This is a genomic window from Actinomycetota bacterium, assembly GCA_035697485.1.
In the GTDB taxonomy this organism is placed as follows: Bacteria; Actinomycetota; UBA4738; order UBA4738; family HRBIN12; genus JAOUEA01.
The window spans coordinates 44,119-67,488 of record DASSCU010000006.1 but is presented as its reverse complement, the minus strand read 5'-3'; the positions used below and the strand labels follow the sequence as shown (position 1 = coordinate 67,488).

General features: G+C 67.4%; 19 protein-coding genes, 1 tRNA gene and 1 pseudogene. 8 read left to right on the top strand and 13 right to left on the bottom strand.

Annotated elements, in window-relative coordinates; translation table 11 throughout:
* From VFI59_02005 to VFI59_01995, 3 genes are all read right to left on the bottom strand, one after another.
* On the bottom strand, nucleotides 1-193 hold a 193-nt coding region (locus tag VFI59_02005; protein ID HET6712471.1), incomplete at its 3' end, for an alpha/beta hydrolase.
* 572 nt (nucleotides 194-765) lie between these two features.
* A complete protein-coding gene (locus VFI59_02000; protein HET6712470.1) occupies nucleotides 766-2,130 on the bottom strand; it encodes a CapA family protein in 1,365 nt (454 codons plus the stop codon).
* A gap of 56 nt (nucleotides 2,131-2,186) precedes the next feature.
* The gene (locus tag VFI59_01995; GenBank protein ID HET6712469.1) at nucleotides 2,187-3,026 is read right to left on the bottom strand and encodes a L,D-transpeptidase; all 840 of its coding nucleotides are present in this window, start codon (nucleotides 3,024-3,026) and stop codon (nucleotides 2,187-2,189) included.
* 67 nt (nucleotides 3,027-3,093) lie between these two features.
* Here VFI59_01995 and VFI59_01990 point away from each other — a divergent pair.
* Nucleotides 3,094-3,177: transfer RNA gene (locus tag VFI59_01990), tRNA-Leu, on the top strand.
* A 260-nt stretch (nucleotides 3,178-3,437) separates the two neighbouring features.
* Here the strand turns inward: VFI59_01990 and VFI59_01985 are convergent.
* Both VFI59_01985 and VFI59_01980 read right to left on the bottom strand, forming a co-directional pair.
* Nucleotides 3,438-3,683: a hypothetical protein gene (locus VFI59_01985; GenBank protein HET6712468.1), complete on the bottom strand. Its 246-nt coding sequence runs from the start codon at nucleotides 3,681-3,683 to the stop codon at nucleotides 3,438-3,440.
* Nucleotides 3,650-3,826, bottom strand: coding sequence for a hypothetical protein (locus VFI59_01980; GenBank protein HET6712467.1), 177 nt, complete (start codon nucleotides 3,824-3,826; stop codon nucleotides 3,650-3,652). Before VFI59_01980 ends, VFI59_01985 begins: the two co-directional genes overlap by 34 nt.
* Nucleotides 3,827-3,965: 139 nt before the next feature.
* On the opposite strand from VFI59_01980, the gene VFI59_01975 reads away from it, so the two are divergent.
* Both VFI59_01975 and VFI59_01970 read left to right on the top strand, forming a co-directional pair.
* A complete protein-coding gene (locus VFI59_01975) occupies nucleotides 3,966-4,478 on the top strand; it encodes a hypothetical protein (GenBank protein ID HET6712466.1) in 513 nt (170 codons plus the stop codon).
* A 72-nt stretch (nucleotides 4,479-4,550) separates the two neighbouring features.
* Nucleotides 4,551-5,495 carry a hypothetical protein gene (locus VFI59_01970; protein HET6712465.1) on the top strand — a complete coding sequence of 315 codons (945 nt, stop codon included), beginning with the start codon at nucleotides 4,551-4,553 and terminating at the stop codon, nucleotides 5,493-5,495.
* A gap of 465 nt (nucleotides 5,496-5,960) precedes the next feature.
* On the opposite strand, the pseudogene VFI59_01965 reads toward VFI59_01970, so the two are convergent.
* Nucleotides 5,961-7,459: pseudogene (locus VFI59_01965) on the bottom strand (FAD-dependent monooxygenase).
* Nucleotides 7,460-8,489: 1,030 nt separating this feature from the next.
* Nucleotides 8,490-9,326, bottom strand: coding sequence for an MBL fold metallo-hydrolase (locus tag VFI59_01960; protein HET6712464.1), 837 nt, complete (start codon nucleotides 9,324-9,326; stop codon nucleotides 8,490-8,492).
* Between the two features lie 85 nt (nucleotides 9,327-9,411).
* Between VFI59_01960 and VFI59_01955 the strand changes: the two genes are divergently transcribed.
* Nucleotides 9,412-10,914 (top strand): PLP-dependent aminotransferase family protein, encoded by a 1,503-nt coding sequence (locus VFI59_01955; protein ID HET6712463.1) that lies wholly within the window; start codon nucleotides 9,412-9,414, stop codon nucleotides 10,912-10,914.
* 496 nt (nucleotides 10,915-11,410) lie between these two features.
* Nucleotides 11,411-12,127 (top strand): hypothetical protein, encoded by a 717-nt coding sequence (locus tag VFI59_01950; protein ID HET6712462.1) that lies wholly within the window; start codon nucleotides 11,411-11,413, stop codon nucleotides 12,125-12,127.
* Between the two features lie 235 nt (nucleotides 12,128-12,362).
* On the opposite strand, the gene VFI59_01945 is transcribed toward VFI59_01950, so the two are convergent.
* Both VFI59_01945 and VFI59_01940 read right to left on the bottom strand, forming a co-directional pair.
* Nucleotides 12,363-12,962, bottom strand: a complete 600-nt coding sequence (locus VFI59_01945; GenBank protein HET6712461.1) for a hypothetical protein — start codon at nucleotides 12,960-12,962, stop codon at nucleotides 12,363-12,365.
* Between the two features lie 87 nt (nucleotides 12,963-13,049).
* Nucleotides 13,050-13,295: a hypothetical protein gene (locus VFI59_01940; protein HET6712460.1), complete on the bottom strand. Its 246-nt coding sequence runs from the start codon at nucleotides 13,293-13,295 to the stop codon at nucleotides 13,050-13,052.
* 704 nt (nucleotides 13,296-13,999) lie between these two features.
* Between VFI59_01940 and VFI59_01935 the strand changes: the two genes are divergently transcribed.
* Entirely contained in the window at nucleotides 14,000-14,563 is a 564-nt protein-coding gene (locus VFI59_01935; GenBank protein HET6712459.1) for a hypothetical protein, read from the top strand.
* A 297-nt stretch (nucleotides 14,564-14,860) separates the two neighbouring features.
* Here the strand turns inward: VFI59_01935 and VFI59_01930 are convergent, their stop codons facing one another.
* Nucleotides 14,861-15,466 (bottom strand): hypothetical protein, encoded by a 606-nt coding sequence (locus VFI59_01930; protein HET6712458.1) that lies wholly within the window; start codon nucleotides 15,464-15,466, stop codon nucleotides 14,861-14,863.
* A 1-nt stretch (nucleotide 15,467) separates the two neighbouring features.
* On the opposite strand from VFI59_01930, the gene VFI59_01925 reads away from it, so the two are divergent.
* Entirely contained in the window at nucleotides 15,468-15,821 is a 354-nt protein-coding gene (locus VFI59_01925; GenBank protein ID HET6712457.1) for a hypothetical protein, read from the top strand.
* A gap of 1,582 nt (nucleotides 15,822-17,403) precedes the next feature.
* Here the strand turns inward: VFI59_01925 and VFI59_01920 are convergent.
* Both VFI59_01920 and VFI59_01915 read right to left on the bottom strand, forming a co-directional pair.
* A complete protein-coding gene (locus VFI59_01920; GenBank protein HET6712456.1) occupies nucleotides 17,404-20,460 on the bottom strand; it encodes an adenylate/guanylate cyclase domain-containing protein in 3,057 nt (1,018 codons plus the stop codon).
* Nucleotides 20,461-20,576: 116 nt separating this feature from the next.
* Entirely contained in the window at nucleotides 20,577-21,167 is a 591-nt protein-coding gene (locus VFI59_01915) for a TetR family transcriptional regulator (protein HET6712455.1), read from the bottom strand.
* A 106-nt stretch (nucleotides 21,168-21,273) separates the two neighbouring features.
* On the opposite strand from VFI59_01915, the gene VFI59_01910 reads away from it, so the two are divergent.
* A complete protein-coding gene (locus VFI59_01910; GenBank protein ID HET6712454.1) occupies nucleotides 21,274-22,653 on the top strand; it encodes a serine hydrolase domain-containing protein in 1,380 nt (459 codons plus the stop codon).
* 278 nt (nucleotides 22,654-22,931) lie between these two features.
* On the opposite strand, the gene VFI59_01905 is transcribed toward VFI59_01910, so the two are convergent.
* The gene (locus VFI59_01905) at nucleotides 22,932-23,234 is read right to left on the bottom strand and encodes a hypothetical protein (protein ID HET6712453.1); all 303 of its coding nucleotides are present in this window, start codon (nucleotides 23,232-23,234) and stop codon (nucleotides 22,932-22,934) included.
* Nucleotides 23,235-23,370: the final 136 nt, after the last annotated feature.

Here is a 23,370-nt window from a genome sequence, read left to right as displayed (position 1 = left end):
TCGCGCACCCCTCAACGTCCCATGCGTCGAGCACCAATTCGGCGTCGGCAGGACCATCGACCACTCGGCGACCGGGCTTCGGGGTCGAGCGTCCGTAGCCGGGTCGGTCGTACGTGACCACGCGAACGTTCTCCGCCGCCGCCGTCTCCTCGTCGATCGGAGAGAGGAAGGCGCCCGGGTTTCCGTGTTCCACAAGACCGCGAGTCCTTCCTCGGGACCGGTGACGGCAGTGCGCAGCGAGCGCCCATCGGGAGCCGTGATCGTTCGCTCGGAATACATCGCGCCAAACGATACTGCGAGGTTGCGAGTAGCCGTCCGTGCGACCCCGCACTTGCCGATCTCGCTGGTCCAACCCGCCAACTCAGAGGATGTTTGGCCCTGCCGAAAGTCCTCACTCCGGGGTCTCGTACAACCACGAGGTCGGCCGATCGAACAAACGACACCAGTATGAACGACCGCCTCGACACCACGGCACTCGCGATCCAGCGTTTCCGTGACATGGTGCAGCACCGGGCGATCACTGGCGACGCAGGCGGCGGTTCCGATGGCGGCGATGGTGTGGGCCGGCGGCGATGGTGTGGGCCGGCGGTGATGGCGACGGCGCCGGCAGATCCGGCGGCGACTGCACGACGATGCAGCAGACGCTGGCGGCTCGGCGCGAGCGCACGCGCTCGCTGCGTGCCAAGCCCGATCGACAGCGACGGAGGTCCGAACGGATCAAGGCTCGGATGGGGCGGCTGAGCTGCTCCGGCCGCAGCCCCGTCGTCAGGTCGGCGTGACGAGCCCCGTGCCGTCGTCGACCTTCACGTCGACGCCGAACGGCTGTGACATCGAGCGCACCTCGTCGAGGATCGCCTCGGCGACCTCGGGACTCGGGGTGCGAGGGATGCCGCGTCGCGTGATCGGCTCGTCCCGCCCGAGGTCCACGGGATGCAGCCGGACCTCCTCGAGCCCCTCGGGACCGAGGCGAACCCGGGTCATCAGTCCCCGGAACGTCGCGTCGGAACCGAAGGAATCGCCGTTCAGCGCGCCCAAGAGGTCGGCGTCGGTCACGGCGGCCGGATCGTCGAACCGTTCGCGCAGCAGCGCGCGGCTCTCGTCGTAGAAGTAGCGCTGGATCGGCTCCTGCAGGTCGCACCAGAAGAAGTTGCCCAGGCCGTACAGCACGGGCCGTCCCCGGTAGAGCTCCACGGGCGCGACGTGATGGGGTCCGCTGATCGCCACGATGTCGGCGCCGTGGTCGATCGCGGCGCGCGCCCACGTCCGGAGGAACTCGGGAGGCTCCTGCGGGCGACCGTCTCCCTGGTGCGAGTGGGCGGCCGCGATCACGACGTCGGCGTGCTGCGCAGCCAGCCGGATCGCCCGCAGGTTCCCGGCCAGTGCCTCCTCGTCGGGCTCGTGACGGATACCCATCTCCCCGCCGAGCTCGAATCGCCGCCCGTAGAGCTCGAGGCGGTCGGGAGGCTCGCCCTCGGCGTCGACGTGCTGCACGAGCCATGCGACGTCGCCCTCCGGATGCGCCTCGCGGATCGCCACGAGGCTGCGCATGACCTTGCGAGTCACGACCACCGTCGTGCGCACCGGCAGGGCGTGTACCCCCGGGCGAGCCGGCACCTCGCCGAAGGCGTCGAGCGCGGGCGCGAGCCCGCTCGCGGGACTCGTGGTCATCGACACCAGCCCGAGGCGCCCCGCGTCGGTCTCCAGGTACCGCGGGGCTCGCGCAGTCGCCGACGTGACACCCGCCCCCGCATGCACGAGCGCCGCCTCGTCGAGGTAGAGACCGGTCTCGAGCAGTCCGCCCACACCCCAGTCGGTCGAGTGGTTGTTCGCGCGGGCGAAGACGTCGAAGCCGAGGGCGCGCAGGTCGAGAGCCGTGTCCGGCATCGCGCGGATAGCCCAGTCGTCGGGCAGGCCCGAGGGCACGGCCGAGGTGTCGGCGAGGTCGACGATGCTGGTCTCGAGGTTCCCGAAGGTCGCGTCCGAGCCACGGAGCAGCGAGACCACCTCGGCGAAGGCACGGTCGACGCCGGCCATCGGCAGGAGCGGTCGCGACACGATGCAATCCCCCACCACCGCCACGGTGAACGATCCTCGCAGGGTGGTGGTGTCGGTGCCGTCGAGGCGTGCCACGGCCGCATCGTACGAGCGGTGCGGTTCAGGTGCACGCCGAAGAAGAGGGCCGCAGGTCAGCGTCGGATCAGCACGGTGGTACCCATCGGGATCCCACGTAGCTGGTTCATCTGCGGGTTGTAGACCCGCGCGCAGCCGTACGAGACGCGACGGCCGCGATCGGTCGGATCGGCAGTGCCGTGGATCGCCATGCGCCCGCCCCCCGGCCAATTCGTGAGCACCTCCGAGAAGCCGGAGAGCCCCAGCAGATACGTGCCGTACGGGCCTGAGGCGTCGCGGGGATCCAGGTGGGCCCAGACGAAGAACCGGCCCACGGTCGTCGGGGTGTTCGGCGCCCCGATGCCCACGATGAACCGGTGTCGCAGCTTCTCGTTGCGGTAGTGGCGGAGCTGGCGTTCGGAGAGGTCGACCACGACCCGGTGGCGCGTGCGGTCGAACGTCACGTCGTCGCCCTTGACCCAGCCGTTCGACCCGTTGGGCTCGATGCCGGTCAGCACCCGGTACCACGTCGTGCCGCCCTGGACCCTGACCCCCCGGATCGGGAACGCGATGCGCTGATCCCAGGGGTTCAGCGCATCGATGCTCATGCGCAGCCTGGCACCGCCGCGTGGATGCGTGTAGACGTTCAGCCGGTCTCCCACTGCCCGAAGCGCCCAACCCCATCGCTCGAGCGACTTCGGTGCCGGCGCAGCCATCTGGACCGGCTGGTCGGTTCCGTGCGCGGACCCGTCGGCGCCGATCTCGAGGAACTCGCGGGGCGACGGCGACGCCGAGGGGGGCGACGAGGCGGTCGAGACGAATTCCCGCGCCGACGCGTCTTCGGGGAAGTCGTTGCAGCCCGCGCCCGCGAGGGCGAGGAAGGCGAGGCACGCGATGAAACAACGCCGGGGGGCCACGGGGTCTCATCATTCCAGATGGGCGCGTGACGTGCCTAGGGTCCGCCCCGGAGTAGCCTTGACGGACGCGAGAGTGGCGGAACTGGCAGACGCGCCGGGTTTAGGTCCCGGTGCCCGAAAGGGCGTGGGAGTTCGAATCTCCCCTCTCGCACCCCTCTGACCTGCAGGATCTTCGTCCAGAACCGTTCCGGCGAGATCGCCGAGAAGCCCGTCTTGCTCACGCTTGCTCACAGAAGTCGCGGCAGCGAGTTCCAGGTCCGATGGCCCGAGGGGGTCTGAGCGACTCGTGGCAAGCATCGACGCGCCCTGTGTCCACTTGCGAGGCTCGTCAGCCCCTCAGCAGCGGTGAATCGGGGAAGCGTCACGCCGTCGGGATCCAGAGTGTCATCTGGGTTCATCAGCCATGGCCTCTCAGGTGAACTCCCTGAAGACCAAGCAAATGAGGATGAGCGCCGACACGCTGACGACCGTCGCGATGCCGATCACGCGCCAGGTCTGCTGACGACTAGTCAGGGCAGGGACAGGCGGTGGAGGCGCTCGAAAAGCTTCCCGCCGGGCGTCTCGACGAATCATGTAGAACATAACGAGAAGCAAGACCGCCCCGCTGCCGCCGAGGATCACAATCAGCGGCGTGAAGTCGATGGACTCCGCGAGCATCCGTCGACCCTACCCCTCGGCCACCCGCACAGGTCGACGATTCGCTCGTACAGGTCGAAGCCGATCCGCAACTCGACGGTCTCGAGCTCCTGGTACTGGCGGAAGGTCAGGTGCAGCAGTCCTGCCACCTGGACCTCGCGCAACCCGGGCCCCTTCCGGTCCCGTAGGACGCGAGCAATCAGGACGGGGGAGCATGCTCAGGTAGCCACTGCAACCGACTGGATGCCCCAGAGAGGTCATGCGAGGATGCCGTACCGCGTTGGCGCATCCTGAGGAGGGGTCATGAGCATCTTCCGCCGAGCATCCCTGTTGTTCCTGACAGCCGGTCTCGTACTGGCGCTCGCCATTCCAGCAGCGGCAGGCAGCAAGATCCGGTACCGAGGCGAGACCTCAGCGGGCAAGCGCATCATCTTCACGATCGTGAAGAAGGACAGCGGGCAGCGCTCCCTTCGCTTGGGCAGCATCGGGTTCTTGTTGACGTGCGACGACGCTTCGACCCACAACGTCGGTCTGGGCTTCCAGGTCGGACCGTTGGACGAGGATGGCAGCTTCGACATGACGCGAGGGGCCGGCAGCCTCTTCACGTATTGGTTCCACATCGCCGGCGACGTCGGATTCCGCTCGGCTGAAGGGACGTTCGAGTTCCGGATCGCGAAGCTCACCGACGACCCGGATCCGCAGCCTCAGCTCTGCACGTCCGGCGAGCTGACATGGACAGCAGATCGGGTTCGAGAGGGTCGAGCAGGCTCGGATCCGGCGGTACCGGAGCTCAGGATCGACGGCGAGCTAGTCTAGCCACCTCCGGCAGTGCGGCCCAAGGGAGAAGCGATGGGCACTTACCTTCGTCGAGCAGCGGAGGACGAGCGAGTGTGCAGATTGAGGCGGTATCTGATCGCGTTGCCGATCATGATCGCAGTGCTCTCCGTGGCTGCCCCGGCGAGCGCCACCTATCCCGGCGCGAACGGCGAGATCGCCTACGAGCGGTACGGCGGGAAGAGCGTGCCGACAACGCTTCGGACCATCTTCCCCGACGGCAACCCAGGTCGGGTGCTCGCCCGGCCCCGCGTCGGCCATGGGGACGCCGCATGGAGTGCCGACGGGACGCAGGTCGCGATGGTGCTCGGGAAGGAGCCGAACCGCATCGTCCTGCTCGACGTCGAGGCGGACGAGCGATCGCTCGTCATCAGGTCCGAGGACGTGCCGGACTCTCGGTTCATCGAGTCGATGAGCATCTCGCCGGATGGGCAGACCCTCGTGTTCTGCTCGGTCGGCCGGCCTCACGGCACCTCGTTGTTCACCGTCGGCGTCGACGGCTCGGCACTCACGAACATCTCCGGCTCACACGAGGACTGCCAGCCAGACTGGGGTGTCAACGACAGGATCGCGGCGGAGTCGTCCGGGTGGCGTTCCAGGCTCGTGACGATGGAGCCCGACGGGTCGGATCGATTCGTCGTCATGTCCTCACGCGACGCCGACAGGTCCATCTTCATCTCGGCTCCCAGCTGGTCCCCCGATGGAGCCCGCATCGTCATGGGCGCGACGAACCTGAGGGAGGGGCGTCCGGACCTGTGGGTCGTCGATGCGGACGGCGCCGAGCTGGGCGCGCTCACCGATACCCCTCGGAGGGGCGAGTGGGCTCCGATCTTCTCGCCTGACGGCGCACGGATCGTGTACCTGTTGAACACCGCTCAGGAGGGATTCGGCTTCAGTGACCTCGCCACGATGGCCGTCGGCGGTTCCGATCGACAGCGGCTGACACGAACCCCGGAGCGTCGCGAGTCCCCACTGTCGTGGCAGCCGATCGTGCCCTGAGGAACGGGCGCTGGGCTGCGGACCTTCCTTGACTGAGTCCGGTGCTGCCGGCACTGTGAAGGCCGTCACCCCCACGTTGACCAACACCGGCGCTCTCGACATCGGCCTGGACCTGAGGTTGGCTCTCGCTACCTCTGATTGGCCCGAGAGCCTCCCAGTGCATTCAGCTAGCGCACGATGCTGCTTGCTCACGCCTTGCTCACAAGGGAGTGACCCTCACCTGCACCAGACGACATGAGCAGACATCAGACGACTCGTGAGACCGGGATCCGTGCGTGGCGGCACCGCCTTTAGGTCCCGGTGCCCGAAAGGGCGTGGGAGTTCGAATCTCCCCTCTCGCACCCTCTGTGACCTGCGGTTCTGCGTGCTGAGGCCTTCGAGTACCGGTCGGAACGAAGACGGCATCCCGATGCTCGTCGCGCACACGGCGACCTGAACGGGGCAGCGACAAAGCGGCCGCGTCGACTATGTCGCAGTGGGCGGTCCGAACCAGGTGGTGAGCGCGTCGGCAAGACCCGGCTCGGCGAGCTCTCCCACCCACCCGACATATCCGTCGGGCCGGATCAACACGGCGGCTGGAGCGGCGACCGCGCCGAGTACCGGAAGCTCCCACGGACCACGGTACTCGGCGTCGATCATCTGAACCCGGTCGACCCACGGTGCGATGTCGAGGCCGCGCTCGCCGAAGTTGAGCAACACGGGCCGGGCGTCGTGCAGCAGGGTGAACACGCGCAGTGGGCCTTCGGCGGTGACGAGGTCGAGGTCGGGCATGCGCCGGCCGAGCAGCGGATGTCCCTCGCCAAGGTCGTAATGGATGTCCAGACCCGACATCATCCCGGCGAACCGCGTGCGCGGCTCGTCCATGCTCAGCAGCTCCGACACGGTTTCGCGCAGGGCCTCGAGCCGCGCATCGGCGGGGCGCATGAGCGCGGTTTGCGCCATCGTGTTACGCAGCACGCGGGCGGCGACCGGATGGCGCTCTGCGTGGTACGTATCCAGGAGACTGGGAGGCGATATCTCCTTGACCACCTGGGCCAGCTTCCACCCCAGGTTCACCGCATCCTGCACGCCGGTGTTGAGCCCTTGTCCTCCCGCGGGTGAATGCACGTTGCGGCGTCGCCGGCCAGCAGCACCCGTCCGTCCCGGTAGGACGCCGCATGTCGGGTCGTGTCGGTGAACCTGGTGACCCACGTCGGGTTGTGGACCCCGTAGTCGGTCCCGTAGACGGTGATGAGCGCCTCGCTAAGATCACGCAGCGTCGGTTCGGTCGAAGGAGCCGGCTGCCGTTCGGTCACCATAACCCCAAGCGGCCCCTCGTCCGCGAAGACGATCTCCCCGTCACGGATCTCGTACTCCGCCCTGCCGAAGGAATGGGTGCCCAGCTCGTCCTGGCGGATGCCCAAGCCCGGCTCCTCGGCCACCTCGACCTCGGCAAGCAGGGCGCTCATCGTCGGATCCCACCCCGGGAACTCGATGCCGGCTGCCTTGCGGACCACACTGCGTCCTCCGTCGCACCCGACGAGATACGCCGCCCGCATCGGTCCACCGTCGGACACGTGGACGTCGACCCCATCGTCGTCCTGCGTGAAGCCCGTCACCTCGCGGGCCCGATAGAACGTCACGGCCAACTCGTCGACCCAGCCGGCCAAGATGCGCTCGATGTGCTTCTGCCACAGCCCGAGCCCGTAGTTGTGCCGCGTCGGAAAGTCGCTGATGTCCAGGCGGTTGAAGGCGAACCCTGCGACCTGAGCCACCTGCCCTTCCGCCAGGAACCGATCGGCGATGCCGCGCTGGTCGAGCACCTCGATCGTGCGTGCGTGCAGACCGCCCGATCGCGAGCCCGCGAGGTCCTGGCTGGGGCGCCGCTCGACGATGGCGACGTCCACGCCCGCCAAGGCCAACTCGCCGGCCAGCATCAGCCCTGTCGGACCTCCTCCGGCGACCACCACCGCATGCTCTGTCACAGCCAGCCTTTCGGTGAGTTCTGGTGCGGCCGCATCGCCGGCAGCGGAGTCACGGTATCGGACTGCATCCTCCGTAGCCGCCGATCGACCAGCCGTGTTTGTGGCTGTCGATCGTCACGGACTGGACGACGTCGCCGTTCTTCCAGATGTCGTAAGAGCGTCCGTTCCGACTGTCGGGATGGTGGTCCGGATTCACCGTCGCCCCGAACTCGGGAGAGTGCTCGTCGGTGGGGAACAGGGACTCCGGGGGAAGGCTCCCCCTCACGCCTGGGTAGCGTCCGAATCGCGCAAGTGCGGCCTCGATCGTTGGATAGGTGTGACGACCTGGGCCGCCGAAGTCGAACGTCGTCGAGTGGTACACCTCGCAGACTCGGCCTGGCCCGATGTTCTCCCACGCCCAAACGCCGCCAGCGATCCCAATGACTGCGACGGCGGCAAGGACGGCCGAGCACGGCCTTCTTCATGAGCGGAACGTTAGACGGTTCAGACCAGGGTCCGGTTCCAGCGCCGGTCAGGGTCAGACTCGACCCAACTGGGCCGTTTCGTGCTCGATCTCACCACTGCTACCTTCGGTTCATGCGGCGGCTTCTGGTGGCCATGCTCTTCTTGGTCGCGTGTGGAAGCGGCGCCGAGGTCGAGTCCGGGGTCTTCTTCCCGACGTGGAACCCGGACGGCCCGGTACCTGCCAGGATCGTGTGCAGGGGGTGCTCGTCGAAACCGACGGATGCATCTGCGTCAGCGCGAATGGTCGACGTGCCATTCCGGTGTGGGAAGAGGGCCTGGGATGGGCCGACCGCACGCTCTTGGGGTCCGATGGTGAACCCATAGCCGAGGACGGTGAGGTCATTCACGGCGCGGGCGGCTGGTTCGAGGTGCGAATGGTCGAGCGCATCTCGAGGACCTCGCTGGCGAGCCGATCCCGGAGCGCTGCGTCATCGCCGAGGGCACCGACCGCTTCGCTGTCATACATGGCGTTGAAGCAGGTCCATTCGAACAGTGATGGGATGTTTCCGTGAAGACAAGCGGATCGCTAGCCGGGCGTCGCGTCGCGTTCGTTCTTTTCGGCGAGGCTCTGGGCTTGCCCGTCGTGCAGATCGCCGACCCACTCCCAGCCGGGCTTGACCGATGGGCCGATCCGCGGGTCGTCGGGACCATGGCCGTCGCGCAGGGCGAGCACGTATGCACGGTCCTGTTCGATCCGTGCGCGTACCTGATCGGCTCCGCCGACGGACCCGTGACCCGGGATGAGGACATCAACGTCGTCCGCCACGCCCTCCAACAGCCGCAGCCCCGTGAGGTAGTCCTCCATCGGGTCATCGGAGCTGTCGAAGTCGTCGAGCATCGGGATCAAGACATCGGAGAGCATGTCGCCGGCGACGAGGACCCCGCGTTCTTCGACGAACAACGCCGCGTGGCCCGGTGCATGCGCCGGATGCTCGATGATCCGGACGTTGGGGCCATCCCAGGGGACCTGCGCGGTTCCGGCGGGCAGACCGGTGATGAGGCCGAACAGTTCCAGCGGCACGTCCTCGGCGATCTCTGGCGGTAGTCCCTCGGCGACGCGGGCCTTCCAGTCCGCGTTCGACAGCAGATCTCGCATCTGGGCTGCGCAGCGTGCTGTGCCGTACCGGGGTGCTTCGCCGAGCTCGGCATGCCAGAGCACGTGATCCCAATCAGGATGCGTCGAGAAGCCTGCCACGACGGTCTGGCCCAACTCGCGAAGGTCGTCCGCGAGGCAGGCCATCTCGGAGCCTCGGAGCCCGGGGTCGATGAGCAAGACGCCGGCTCGGCCTCGTACGACTACGGCGTTGTTCTCGAGTAGCTCGCTCTGGTGGACCAGCACACCTTCGGCGACCTGCGTCAGCATGGGGCACCTCCCGCCTGTGGCTCGCGACCGCTCGTCAGGAGGACTTCGGGGGTCATGACTTCGAGTCTGACGCTGACGCGGTCCAATGCGAAGGTCCACCGGCTGTGCTGATGAGTGGACCATTTGGCATCCTGGTGGCATGACGGTGGACTGGGCACGCGGTGGCCCCGACCTTCTAGTGGCGCTGGACCGCGACGCTGGTCAGCTCGGGCTCCAGATCCAGGACCAGTTGCGGGCGGCGATCCGCGATCGACGGCTCGGTGCCGGGGAACGCTTGCCGTCGACTCGACGCCTGGCCGAGCTGCTCGGCGTCTCACGCGGCACGGTGGTCGATGTCTACGAGCAGTTGCTGGCCGAGGGGTACGTCGAGTCGGCGGTCGGCTCCGGGACGAGGGTGGCCGCGATGCCGACCAGCGGGCCGGCCCGGCCAGGGCCCGGCGCCGTCCTTGCCTCGCCCTTGTCATCCCGGCCGGCCGTGGCCGACTTCGAGTACGGCATCCCCGATCTCGGCTCGGTGCCGTTGACGGCCTGGAGTCGGGCGGTGTCGGAGGCGACGCGGACCCTTCCGACCGCCGAGTTGGGTGACGAGGACCCGGCCGGTTCGAGGCATCTGCGAGAGGTTGTCACCGCCTACCACCGTCGCGTTCGGTCGGGCTGCGCGGTCGCCGAGGACGCCATCGTCGTTTCTGGCTTCCGGCAGGGACTGGCTTTCGCCCTGGCGACGCTGGCACAGCACGGCATCGGGCGCATCGCGCTGGAGGACCCCGGCCCCCGCGAGCACGACGTCATCGCCCGCCGCGCCGGCCTGGACGCGGTGCCGGTTCCCGTCGACGACCATGGCCTCGACGTGGATCGCCTGCGCGAAACCGGAGCACGAGCGGTGCTGTCAACACCTGCCCACCAATGCCCCACCGGTGTGGCACTCGGCCCGTCGCGGCGACGCGACCTGGTTGCCTGGGCCGACGAGGTCGACGGGGTGATCCTCGAGGACGATTACGATGCCGATTTCCGGTACGACCGTCAGCCGGTCGGTTCACTTCAGGGCCTCAACCCGGACCGCGTGATCGCCCTGGGATCGGTCAGCAAGACGCTCGCGCCGGCGATCCGGCTGGGCTGGGTGCTCGCGCCAGCACGGTTCGTGGATTGGATCGTCGAGGAGAAGCGGCTCAGCAGTCGCGGCGCTCCCGGCCTGGACCAGGAAGCGCTGGCGCTGCTCATGGAGACAGGCCGTTTCGACAGTCACTTGCGACGCGTGCGGGAGATCTACCGCGCACGCAGGGACGTGCTGGCAGCCGAGGCCGAACTCGCTTTCGGGCAGGGTCGGTTGCAGGGGCTGGCGGCCGGCTGTCACGCCCTGCTGCGCCTCCCCGACGGGACATCCGAGCGCGCCGTCGTGGCGACCGCGGCGACGATGGGTGTCGGGGTCAACGGACTCGACCGCTACCGGTTCGTGGCCGCAGACACGGAAGCTGAACCGGACCCGCGCCCGCCCGCTCTCGTGCTCGGCTTCGGCAACGTCGGTGAGCAGCAGATCCGCCGGGGCATTCGCACACTCGCCGAAGCCGTCCAGCGCCAGAACCACACCTGAGACAGACCACGACGCTACGCCGGCAACGTCATCTCTCTCGGGCGGACGCGCCCACCGCCGCCGGCGAAACCGCGCAGCGATTCGAGGGAGTCCCAGAAGCTGACCGTGAGGAACTCGGTCACGTCCCCATCGGGGCGGCTCAGCAAGTAGGCGCCTCGGTTGCCTGGCGTGGCGGAGTGGCGGCGATGCCGGTTGCCGTGACGTACGATGCGTAGGCGTCGCGGTCGTCGGACCGTGGATGACTTAGGTCGGTCCGTTGGCGGTTGCTGCGATGGGCGCACCCTCACGATCGGCCCTGGGGACGTGCTGGTCACGCCGAGGGGTCGGCCGGCACATGGGAGGTCCGCGAGCCCATCGTGAAGTTCTGGGTGATCCACGGCGCAGGCCAAGGCCCCGTGCCTGAGGATTGCGACCATTGGTCTATGGCGAAACATGTTGGCCTGGGCTACGTTCCTGCCAGGTCCGCGATTCCCCGATCCCCCCTGGAGCAGGAACGATGGACACCCCCCACGCCGATGCCACGATGTGTTCGGCCTTGCCCGATGCCATCCCCGCGCCGAGGTTCAAGACGGCGAAACGCGGGTTCAAGCAGAAGCAGGTGCTCGACCATGTCGACCGACTGAACGATCGTCTGCGAACCGTCGAGCATCAGATGCGACAGCTACGGTACGAGTTGGAGCAGGCGAAGCGGGAGCGAGACGCAGCCCTCCGGGAGCGAGCCACGCTCCTGCACGAGCGAGACGCGGGTGTCGCCTCGGCGATGTCGCAGCCGTCGCGGGACGTCGACATCTACGAGCAAGTTTCCGACCGCGTGACGGAGTTGCTCACGACCGTGGACAAGGACATCCAGACGATCCGAGGCGAGGCCGAAGCCGAAGCACAGCAGATCGTGGATCACGCCAGGAGCGAGGCCTACCGCGTGAGGAGGGATTCCGACGAGGCGCTGGCCGCAGCGACCCTGGCCGCCCAGCGGGCCCGAGAGGAAGCCGAGCGACGGGCCGCCGAATCGGAGTCCCGCCGCACCGACATGATTCGAGAGCTCCGGCGCCAGTGCAGCGTCTTCCTCGACGTTCTCGGGAACCTGGCGGCATCGATCGAAGGGTTAGACGACGCCGGCCAGGGGAACGGATCGGCACGGACGACGGACCCCACCGTGCCCGAGGGCACCGGCCCCACCGTCGTATTGCCCGACGTGGCGCCCGACCAGGCGTAACCCCCCTCGTTCCTCCGGGAGGGGGTGTGTGTCAGGACGCGGGGTCGCCACGCCGAATCACCGTAGGGCTCGCCCGGCTCCCCAAGCGCATGCAGCTCGGCTGCCCACTGCTCAGCGACTCCACCTCGCCAGCGCCTTCGTCAGCTGGGTGGACTCCGAGCGGTTCGTCCGGCAGCTTCCTCATGTGTCTGACACCGCAGGCCCGCCCGTGGCTGGCGCAGATTGACGGGTCCGCTCAGCCTCCGCCCCAACCGTCGTCCGGTGCACGATCGACGACGAGGCCCCCCCAGCCATGGGAGAGCGCCTGAAACCTGATCCGCTTCGTCGGGCGCAGCTCGCGTCTGGGAACGAAGCACGTCAGTCGATCGCCTCGTTCTTTGATCGGGTACTTGTGAGTGACCTGTCCCGCTTTGTAGTGCCGCCCGCACGCCCACCCGATATTTCCCCAAAGTTCATCGACTGCCATGAAGATATGGGCGTCCGAGCGCGGGCCGGCGCTGGTGTCGAGACGAAGCTTGATGTTCATGACGAAGTTGAGCCCGCCGTATAGCTCGTAGGCACGAACGCTGAAGGCGAGCATCCTTCGACCTGTGGCGGTCGTGAAGCTACGTCTGGAAACCGCCTTGATATCGATGGGACAGTCAGCGCCCGTATCGCAGGCATCCTCGACATCCTCGGGGTCGCTGATCGTGGTCATCCTGGCACCACCGTCGGCCAGTCGATTGTGCATCGAGCTCCGTCCGGTGGCGCGACCTTCCATGCCCACCGATCTTCCCTCGCTCGAAATGATGGCTGCAGCAATGAAGATCGCGATGAGGACGTCGTGACGCCGCATAGCGGCTCCTCTCTGCGGGCAACGCCATGCTAGCCCTGTGCTTCAACGCGGGCGAGGGTCCCGCCACGCGCGGTAGCTGATGCGCGCTCAGGTCGAGTCGTTCGTCTCCTCGTCAGGAAGCTCGATGACCTCGATGCCCTCGGCGGCGAGGTGTTCGGCGACTTCGGCCATGAACTGTTCGACCTGTTCGGGCGTGAAGTCGACGGGGGGCCCGGGCTCCAGCGTGATGGAGTAACCCTTGGAGGTCGGGTCGATCAAGCAACGCTCAGATCCCACGAGAAGAAGGTCGGCCAGGATGCCAGCGTCCACCAGCACCTCGATCATCGCGTCCACGGGTCCGAATCCAACCCTCGTGGGAAGGGAACCGGGGGATGTGACAACGATTCCGACCCCGTGGCGGATGGGGAAGGTATCGGGGGAGGCCGCGATGATGTCGGTGGCCACCTTGAAGAGTGGGCCGGCCTTGGGCGACGAACGGTCCGCGAACCGCCCCGGGCCGGGATGCTCGGGAGGCTCACCTTCTACGGACAGCGTGAGGGCCACGGACCAAGCGTAGCGTTCACCTGCCACCGCTCCTCCGCGCCTAACTCCTACGCCACCTCCGGTGCACCGACGAGGCACGCGCCGAGGAACGTGAACGCCTGCGCCCCGATCCCCGTGATGGCCGACTGGTGCGACCTGTTGGACGAGCTCGAGGCCGGCGGGCCACTGATGCGTGAGGTCGTGCACGACTCGCTTGAGATATACGGCGAACAACGGATGCGCTCCCGGTGCGCGGGGCGCATCTTCGCGGATAGTCGGGCAGGACGCGCAGCAAGCCCCAAACCCGCTCCCGTCGGGAATTTCCGGAGGGGACTTCGCCCGACGGCAGAGGAGCGCGTCCTGCCCGCACCACTCGATCACGCCGCGTCGGCGGTAAGCCAGCAGCGCCGACCTCTCGGGAGTCGCTGCGTGTCTCGACCAATCCAGGCTGCCGCCTTGACCACCGTGCCCTACGACCCCAGGATGGTTGCCCACCAACGGAACCGGAGGAACGGATGAAGAACCTCGCTCGATGCGCTCTCGTGCTCACTGTGACCGCGATGCTCGTCGTCACGCTCGTCGGTTCAGCGTCGGCGGGCCAGATCATCACATACCGCGGTGAAACCTCCGACACCCAGACCGTTCGTCTGGCGATCTTGAAACGTGACAGCGGGCGACGCTTCCTCCTGGGGTTCACCGTCTTCTTCACGGTGACCTGTGAGGACGGATCGACCGGTACGTATGCAGGGATCGGCGCAAGAGGGATGAAGCTACGCCTCGGCGAAGGCGGCGAGTTCCAGTACGACTCGCGCCCGCAGCAGCCAGGAGAGCCGTCCGACGTAACCTGGCACTTCGCCGGGACCGTGGGATTCGGTTCCGCCGAGGGAACGTTCGAGTTCAAATATGCGAACTTGACCGAAGACGGTCAGGCGCAGCTCTGCACGACGGGGGTTCTTGACTGGACGGCCGATCGACGCAGATCGAACCCCGCACGGATCACCGGCACGTCCCTTCCTGAAGGTGTGACGTTCCTCGAAATCGATCGGCGCGGCGACCTCGTGGAGGTCGCCGCCCCGTAGAACCAACAAGCGTGCCGGAGTCAGACGAGATCCCCGCCCAGTCGAGCAGGGCTACCTGCGCGTCATCGACATCGCCCCGATCCTGGGCGTCACCCACCAGCGCGTCAGCCAACTCGTCGCCGAGCGCGAGGGCTTCCCTGAGCCGGAGCAGTCGCCGGTATCGCTCGGGTTCGAAGCTAAGTCGCCATCGAGGAAGTCATTGGAACGTTCGGTTCGACCATCCCGATCCACAGTCAGTGCTGTGGCGTCGGGTGGTTCCAATCCGGGTGACGGCTCCAGCTGGGGAACTGCCCTGGACTAGAGCAATCGACCAATGAGATTCGAGTACAGCACGATCGCGGGGAGGGCCAACACGACAGAGAGGAGAAGAGCAGAGAACACGAAGGCTGCCGCAGTGTCTCCCGAGGGCCACGCCTTACTCCTGAACCGGCAGACCGCCATCGCTACTAGCACACCGGCCATGACCCCGAAGAACCACCCCCAAGCGACCGTCCAACCCCAGTCCTCGGGCTCAGTGGCCAGATGTCCGAACAGATCCCCGGCGACCACGATGCCCATGAATCCGGTGATGACGGCCAAGGAAGTCGCCCGCACCCACGGCCGCGCGATGAGCGCGCCCGCAGCGATGGCGACCAGGATCAGCTTCGCCATCGCCGCGAACCCCTCCCCCGACATGCCCTCGCGAGGATCCTCGATCTGATGGATCTCGCCCCCCTGGTTCCCGCTCACGGTGGACGAGCCGCTCTGGCTGATGGTGGCCTCGATGTTGTTCAGGATCCCGCCACCCGAATCGGCGGTGTTCCCGCTCACCGAGGCCGAGTCGCTCATCGTGAGCGTGCCCAGGTTCCAGATCCCGCCACCCGCATCGGCAGTGTTGCCGGTCACGGAGGACGAGTCGTCCATGATGAGCGAAGCCCACAAGTCGTTGGAGATCCCGCCGCCTGCGTTCACCGCGTCGTTCCCCCTCACCGAGGACGAGTCGTTCAGCATTACGGTGCCCGCACGGAAGAAGATCCCGCCGCCATCGTTCATCGCGTGGTTTCCGCCCACCGAGGACGAGTCGTTCATCGTGACCGCGGGGTCAGTGCTGTGGCGCGGGGTCTCGAGGAAGATTCCCCCGCCCTCGTACGCCGTGTTCTCACGAACCGAGCACGAGCCGTTCATGACGATGGAGCCGTGGTTCACGATCCCGCCGCCCCACCCGGTGACGCTGTTCCCGCGCACCGAGGACGAGCCGTTCATGATGAGAGTGCCGTAGTTCACGATCCCGCCCCCGGTTTCCGCTTCATTCCGGTGCACGGAGGACGAACCGTTCAGGATGAGCCTGCCATAGTTCGCGATCCCGCCGCCTTCAGACCTTGCCCTGTTCCCACGGACGACGGAGCGGTTCAGGGTGAGGGCGCCACCTTCCCCAACGCGGATCCCGCCTCCAGCCTGGGAATCGCCAACATCCGGATCCCAGGTCGTGTTCGCACCGCCCGTGACCGCCAGGTTCGTGAGCGTCACCCGGGCCACCACGTCAACGACACGGTCCGAACTGCCTTGACCGTGCAGGACGGGCGTCGCCCTGTCCGGGGTCTGGCGGCCAAGGAGGGTGAGGTTCCTATCGAACACGAAGCTGCCGACGCAGACACCATCGATAGAAATCCGATCACCGGTGTGGGCCGCGTTGATCGCGGCTTGCAGGTTCGAGAGGCCCGGCGTGTCCTGGGTCAAGTTCGTGGCTCGACAGGTGTTTTCCACCGCTCTCGCGGTTGGTGCCGAGACGACAAGGGTCACGACCACCATCCCCAGCGTCGCCGCCGAGACTACGTATCGAACTGCTCGACAGCAGCGAGGGGTGCGGACCATCCCTTGAACATCGAGGATCCACGTGAGCTCGTGCAGAGACATGCGTAGCAGCGTGCCCGACGAACGACGCGAGTTGGAAGAGGTGCGACCCAACCACAATCCCCGCGCTACAGCTTCGCCATGGCAGGGTCTTCACACCTAGGTCTCATGCGTGAAGTCGGTGCAGGCGGATGTGTGTGTGGATCGGGCCGTCGCATGTGACAGCGCCGTTACGAGGTCGCGACGAACACCTTCCACCTGGCGCGGAAGACATGGTGGTCGCATGCGGGTCGTTCGCACGTCCTTCCTTCGCGCCCACACCGCAGGCACTCGGAGTGTCATGTCGCTGCGGCTGCGCTTACCCGCCTGGTCTTCCTCCCGCTGCTCTTGCACCTAGTCGCCGCCCCCGCTTGCTCCTGTGCTGATCTTGAGGCTTCGGTTGGACCTGGCACGCTCCGCATCCGCGTCACCAGCGACCTCATCTCGCTTGATCCGTAGATCCGGACCCTGCGATCGTCGGTCATCCGGTGGGGCGCGTAGAACTCAAGAAAGGGTTCCTCGGTTCTCGCTGCCGAAGATGTAGCGGATCACCCACCCGTCCGAGCGAGCGCCCCCGGCTCCTCTCGGAGAGCGCCACCGACCGGGAGATGGATACTCCGGTTCGCGAAGTAGGAAGCGAAACTGCGCTCGACGACTCCCGCCTGGGCCTCCATAGGGCAAAGGCACCGTCGGACGCTGACAGCCGCATCCAACCAGCGGCGTTCGCCGAAGGCGCCTTCTTGCTCACAGCTTGCTCACGACAGGACGACCTGCGCGGGCACGGGACGACACCGGATGACACAGGACCACACGCAGAGCCGGATCTCGTGCGTGGCGGCACCGCCTTGAGGTCCCGGTGCCCGAAAGGGCGTGAGGGTTCGACTCCCCCCTCTCGCAGCCTCTGTGACCTGCGGAGCCCTCGTTCTGCGGCTCTCGAGCGAGGCGAATGAGGTTCACGAGCTCTCGTCCCGTCAGCGCCCGGAGTCACCCAGGGCGATGCGTGCGTCGGCGAGGTCAGCCGTGTCGGGCTCCTCCGCGAACGTCTCGTAGACCGTCCGGAGCGCGGCGCGCTCTTCGTCCGCTGGCTCGCCCGAGGCTGAACGCAGTTCCGCGAGCCGTGTGGCGGCGCGGAGCTGCCACATGCGGGCCCCGGCTACCTCCGCCGACTCGAAGGCGTTGCGGAACGAGTCTCGAGCGTCGTCGGCATCCGAAGAGGCCAAGAGCAGGTCGCCCTTGACCAGCGGCAGCTGGGGGAACAGGACGTTGTCGAGACCTCGCATCAGCTCGATCGCCTGGTCGACCGGTTCGAGACCTTCCTCGGGCCGACCGGCCATCCCGAATCCCCGTGCACGCACCGCGAGCAGCATCGGCCAGAAGACCGGCGGCGTCGTCAGGTCCTGGTAGCGAGCGATCCCCTGATCGCTGAGAGTCATCCCCTCGGCAGGACGCCCCAGCGCCGTTTCCGACACGCCGAGGAAGATGAGGGCGAGCGCCCTCCACACTTGGTAGTCGTGCTCCTCGGCGATCTCGCGTACCTGCGACGCTCGCTCGTGCACGCTCGACCAGTCACTGCGCCACATGTCGAGGAACGCCACGTGGAAGAGCGCGTACGCGGCGCTGTACGGGTGACGCAGCTCCGCTGCGACGCGCAGGGCACCCGCACCACGCTCCATCGCTCGCGCGGGGTGCCCGATCGACCAGAGCACGAACGCCGACGTGGTGTACGGCACGATCCCGGGGTTCGCGCCCAGGCGCAGCCGACCCGAAGCCTGCCGCTGGGGGTCGAACAGTCCGATCGCACGATCAAGGTGCTCGAGCCCCTCGTCGACGTGCCCCAGCGACACAAGATTCGTGCCGACGCGAAGATGCCCCTCCGCTTGGAGCGCGAGGTCCTGCTGTCGCTCGGCGAGCTCGAGGAGCCGCCGCCCGATCCCGATCCCTTTGTCGAAGTCACCGCGATACAAAGAGAGGCTGGCGAGGCTCCGAAGCAGCGGCACCGCGTCCGAGGGCTCTCCCGTCTCCCCCAGCTGGGCGAGCACGTCCGCGTAGATGTCCTCGACCTCCTGCGTATAGCCGCGGATCGCCATGAGGCCGCGAGCGAGGCTCGTCCGCACCGTGATCTCCTGGGCGGTGCGCTCCATCGTCAGCGGCGCTGTCGAGAGCACGGAGAGCAGGTCGTTCGAGAGCGCGATCGCCCCGTGGTACCAGCCGCGGTCGTCGTGCAGCGCCCACAGCGCATCGAGCATGGCATCGAGTCGTCCGAGGTCGCGGGCCTGTACCCAGTAGCGCCACGCAGCGCGCAGGTTGCCGAGGTCGGCTTCCAGCTCGGCGAGGACCTCCGCACGCTCCCGACCGGTGAGCCGCTCCCGCCGTTCGTGCGCCACCTCAGCGAAGTGCTCCGCGTGCGCACGCATGGCAGCATCGCGCTGCTCCGGCAGCTCGTCGAGCCGCTCGGCGGCGTAGTCACGGATCGTCTCGAGCATCGCGAGCCGGCGGTGACCGTCCTCGTCGAGGCTTCGGATGAGGCTCTTGTCGACGAGCGACGCCAATCGCGGGAGCACGTCCGCTCCGGAGTGTCCGTTCAGCCGCGCGGCCACCGCCTCCACCGCATCGATGCGAGCGGACGCGAAGACCGAGAACAGCCGGAACGTCGAGCGCTCCTCCTCGTCCAGGAGGCGCTCGCTCCACTCGATCGTGCTCCGCAGGGTCTGCTGCCGCTCAGGGAGGTCGCGGGTGTCGCCGCCGAGGACGCCGGCGTGCTCGCGAAGCCGATCCCGCAGCTCGCCCGGCGAGAACAGCCCGATCCGCGCGGCTGCCAGCTCGATCGCGAGAGGGAGCCCGTCGAGCCGAACGCAGATCTCTGCCACTTCCTCGGCATCGTCGTCGGCGAGCTCGAACCCCGGACGGGCGTCACGTGCCCGCTCGACGAAGAGTCTCCCCGCCTCCGAGCGCGCGACGGACTCCGGCGACGCGACATCGTCGGGGAGCGTCAGCGGCGGCACGGCGAGGAGGCGCTCGCCTCGGATCCGCAGCGCCTCCCGGCTCGTGACGAGTACGCGAAGACCCGGGCTCGATCGCAGCAGCTCGGCGATGCCACCCGCTGCGTCGATCACCTGCTCGAGGTTGTCGAGCACCAGGAGCACGCGCCGCGACGCAAGATGCTCACGCAGGAGGTCGAGCGGCCCGCCGGTGCCGGACGCACCGACCGCCCGAGCGACGGCATCGAACGCCGCATCGGCGTCGGTCACCGGTGAGAGATCGACGAAGAAGACGCCGTCGGGTGCGAGGTCGGCCTGCTCCGCGCCGACCTGCACCGCCAGCCTCGTCTTGCCGATGCCCCCTGGCCCGATCAGGGTCAGCAGCCGCACGCCCGGGTCGGCGAGCAGGTCACGGAGCTCGCGGAGCTCCCGATCTCGCCCCACGAGTTCGGAGGTCTGCGTCGGCAGGTTGTTCGGGCGGTCGTTCAGGGTCTTGAGGGGCGGGAAGTCGACCGCGAGCGCCGGATGCTGCGCCTGGAAGATGTGTTCCGGCTGCAGCAGGTCCTTGAGCCGGTGCTCGCCGAGATCGATCAGCGACACCTCGGAAGGCAGGTCGCGTTCGGCGAGCTGCGCGGTGCTGGCCGAGACGAGCACCTGGCCACCGTGACCGGCCGCGCCGATCCTCGCGCCGCGGTGCACGTCGACCCCCACGTAGGACCCTGCGCCGATCCGTCCCTCGCACGTGTGGAGCCCCATGCGCACGCGGATCCGTGCGTCGTCGGACCACGCATGCCGCTCGAGCGCGAGCTGCGCCTCGACCGCGGCGCGCAGGGCCGCGGGCGCGGCCGGAAAGACGGCGAAGAACGAGTCGCCCTCCGTGCTGACGACCAGGCCGTCGTTCGCCTCGACCGTGGACCGCACGATGTCGTGATGCTGCTCGAGCAACGGCGGGTACGCGTCACCCAAGCCCTGGACGAGCCGCGTACTCCCCTCGATGTCGGTGAACAGGAACGTGACGGTTCCTGTCGGCAGGTCGCTGAGAGCGGGCACGCCCCATCATGGCGCAGGCGGTCGCCTCGACGCATCACCGGCGTAGCGGCGCGTGTGCCCACGAGGTCGATCAGCGCGGAGAGCTCGCCGTCGTCGCCGGATGCGGAGACGCTCGATCAGCCTGCGAGCCCCACGATCAGACTCTCGATCGTCGAGTCGGAGAGCACGGCGGGATCTCGGAACTGTTCCCGGGCGATCCCGATGAGGAGCGCCTCCAGTGCCACGAAGAAGTCCTCGGCGGGCATGGGGAGGCGCTCGCCTCGCTCGGCAGCGGCGGCTTCCAGCCGATCGGCCTCCTCGCGCCGGGCCTCGCGCAAGGCCCGCAACTCGGCGCGACCCCATCGTGGATGTCGGTCCGCGTAGAGAAACATCTCGAGCTCGAGGCAGAGGATCTCGCGCGTTAGTTTGGGTCGGAGCGTCAGGAACGCTTCCGCGATCGATCGAAGCCCTTCGCGAAGCGGGAGATCCGCCCGGAAGAGCGGATCGGGGTCGATGAGCACCGACCGGGACTCCGCCACGGCGTCGATCAGCTCCTCCTTGCTCGCGAACGTGGAATACACGGCTCCCTTCGTGAGCCCGATCGTGCCCGCGATGCGGTCGAGCGATGTCGCCTCTATCCCCTGCTTCGCGAAGAGCGCGGCTGCTGCGTCGATGACGGCGGCACGCGTCTGGAGCTTCCGCTCTGCTCGGGAAAGGGCCGTGGCCATCGCTCGATCGTACGCGACGGGGACTTGACATACCAGTGGGTATGTCAGATTCTCATCGGTATCCGAGTCACTGGGAACTCGCTCCGACACGGAGGGGATGCCGACGATGGCCACGACGACCGAAGCGGAACTCCGAGCACAGGTGTCGGCACTCGCCGACGAGCTCCAGGTACCCGGCGTCGGTGTTGGCGTCGTGATCGGCGACGAGGATCACGCGGCGTTCCACGGCGTGACGAGCGTCGAAGACCCGTTGACCGTCGACGAGAAGACGCTCTTCCAGAACGGCTCCACCGGCAAAACCTACACGGGCACGGCGATCCTGCAGCTGGTCGAGCGTGGCGAGATGGAGCTGGACGCTCCAGCGCGGACCTACGTACCCGAGCTGACACTCAAGGATGAGCAGGTGGCGCGTGACGTGACGCTGTTGCAGCTCCTGAACCACACCGCCGGGTGGGATGGTGACCTGTTCGAGAACACCGGCGAGGGCGACGACGCCCTGGACCGCTACGTCGCCCGCATGGCGACGATCGAGCAGGTGACGCCCCTCGGTTCGACCGTCTCGTACAACAACGCGTCGCTGGCCGTCGCCGGCAAGGCACTCGAGCACATCACCGGCAAGATCTACGAGGAGGTGATCCGCGAGCTCGTGTTCGAGCCGCTCGGCATGGACCGCAGCTACTACTTCGCGAAGGAGATCATGACGTATCGGTTCGCGCAGGGGCACAAGCAGAATGCGGACGGCTCGATCGAGGTCACGAGGCCGTGGGAGTTGGGTCGGTACGGGAACCCGATGGGCGGCGCGGTGTCGACGGTCGCCGATCAGCTGACGTGGGCGCGATTCCACATGGGCGACGGCACCGCGAAGGGCGGCCTGCGTGTGCTGTCGGAAGCGATGCTCAAGCGGATGCAGCAACCGACCGTCGAGTGTCCGGGGAACGCGCTCGGCGACGCCGTCGGGATCAGCTGGTTGCTCCGCGACGTGGAAGGGCTCCGCGTCGTCGCGCACGGGGGTGACACGACGGGGCAACATTCAATCTTCGAGATGGTCCCCGAGCGCAGGTTCGCGCTCACGAGCCTCACGAACTGCGGACCGAACGGATCGGAGTTCAACGAGCAGATCCTGCGGTGGGCATTAGAGCACTACCTCGGCATCGAGGTACACGATCCCGACCCGATCAGGCTCGATGACGAACAGCTCGCCCCCTACGCGGGACGGTACGAAACGATCGCGTCGATCCTTGACCTGCGGATCGAAGACGGCGGGTTGGTGATGGAGGCGACGATCCGCCCGGAGGTCTTGGAGCAGCTCGGCGAGGAGGAGCAGTACGACCCTCCGTACCCGATCGGCATGCTGCCCGGTGAAGGCGACAGATACATCGTCACCGACGGTCCGGCGAAGGGCATGCGCGGCTACTTCGGAAGGGATCAGGCAGGACTGATCGAAGGGATGCACGTGGGCGGGCGGTACGCCACACGTGTCCGCTGACACCGAGAGCGGGATGACCCCGGCTCGGTTCCAGCGAGCTCCGTGCCTCGGTACTCGTTGTCACCACCACGTTGACCCTGTGTTACCTCGCGCTACCCCGACGGGGTGGGCATCGAGTGCGGTCTCGCCGTCACGGTCAAGGCAACCTCGGTGCCTGGGTCAACGATGTCCAGCCCCCGAACGTCGGGCATGGTGACCGTTCCTGCGGTGGGAACCTCACTCAACGATCGGACTTCAGGCGAAGCGAGCCAGGCACGCGACGTGATGCACGCCTCGGACTATCCCCCACCCGCCTCGATCGGCGAACCGACCCGGGCAACGGTCTGTCCGTTCCGCGTTAGGACACCATCGGACGTGAGTTCGAACCCCATTCCCGCGGGGAGGATGAAGAGCCGCGAGGCCCCGACGCCGGAATCCAGGAAGAGGCAGCCGTGTCGCTCCCGCAGCGTGCCGCTCGCCAGGGCGTCCATGTACGCGTTCGACTCGACCGTGTAGAGGGCAGGCTGGGGAACGGAAGGGACCACGTCACTGTCGGTGCATCCCGAAAGCGCTGCCGTCACAAACACCGCGCACACGCCCATCGAGATCCTCATACAGCAATCATGCCTCTGAGCTGCCTCGTGTGAACGGCCTCGCCGTCACCACGACGTTCACTCTGCGGTGGCAGTTGGTGACGGTTTCGCTCGACTTCAGGCGGCCAAGTCGACTAGCGAATCG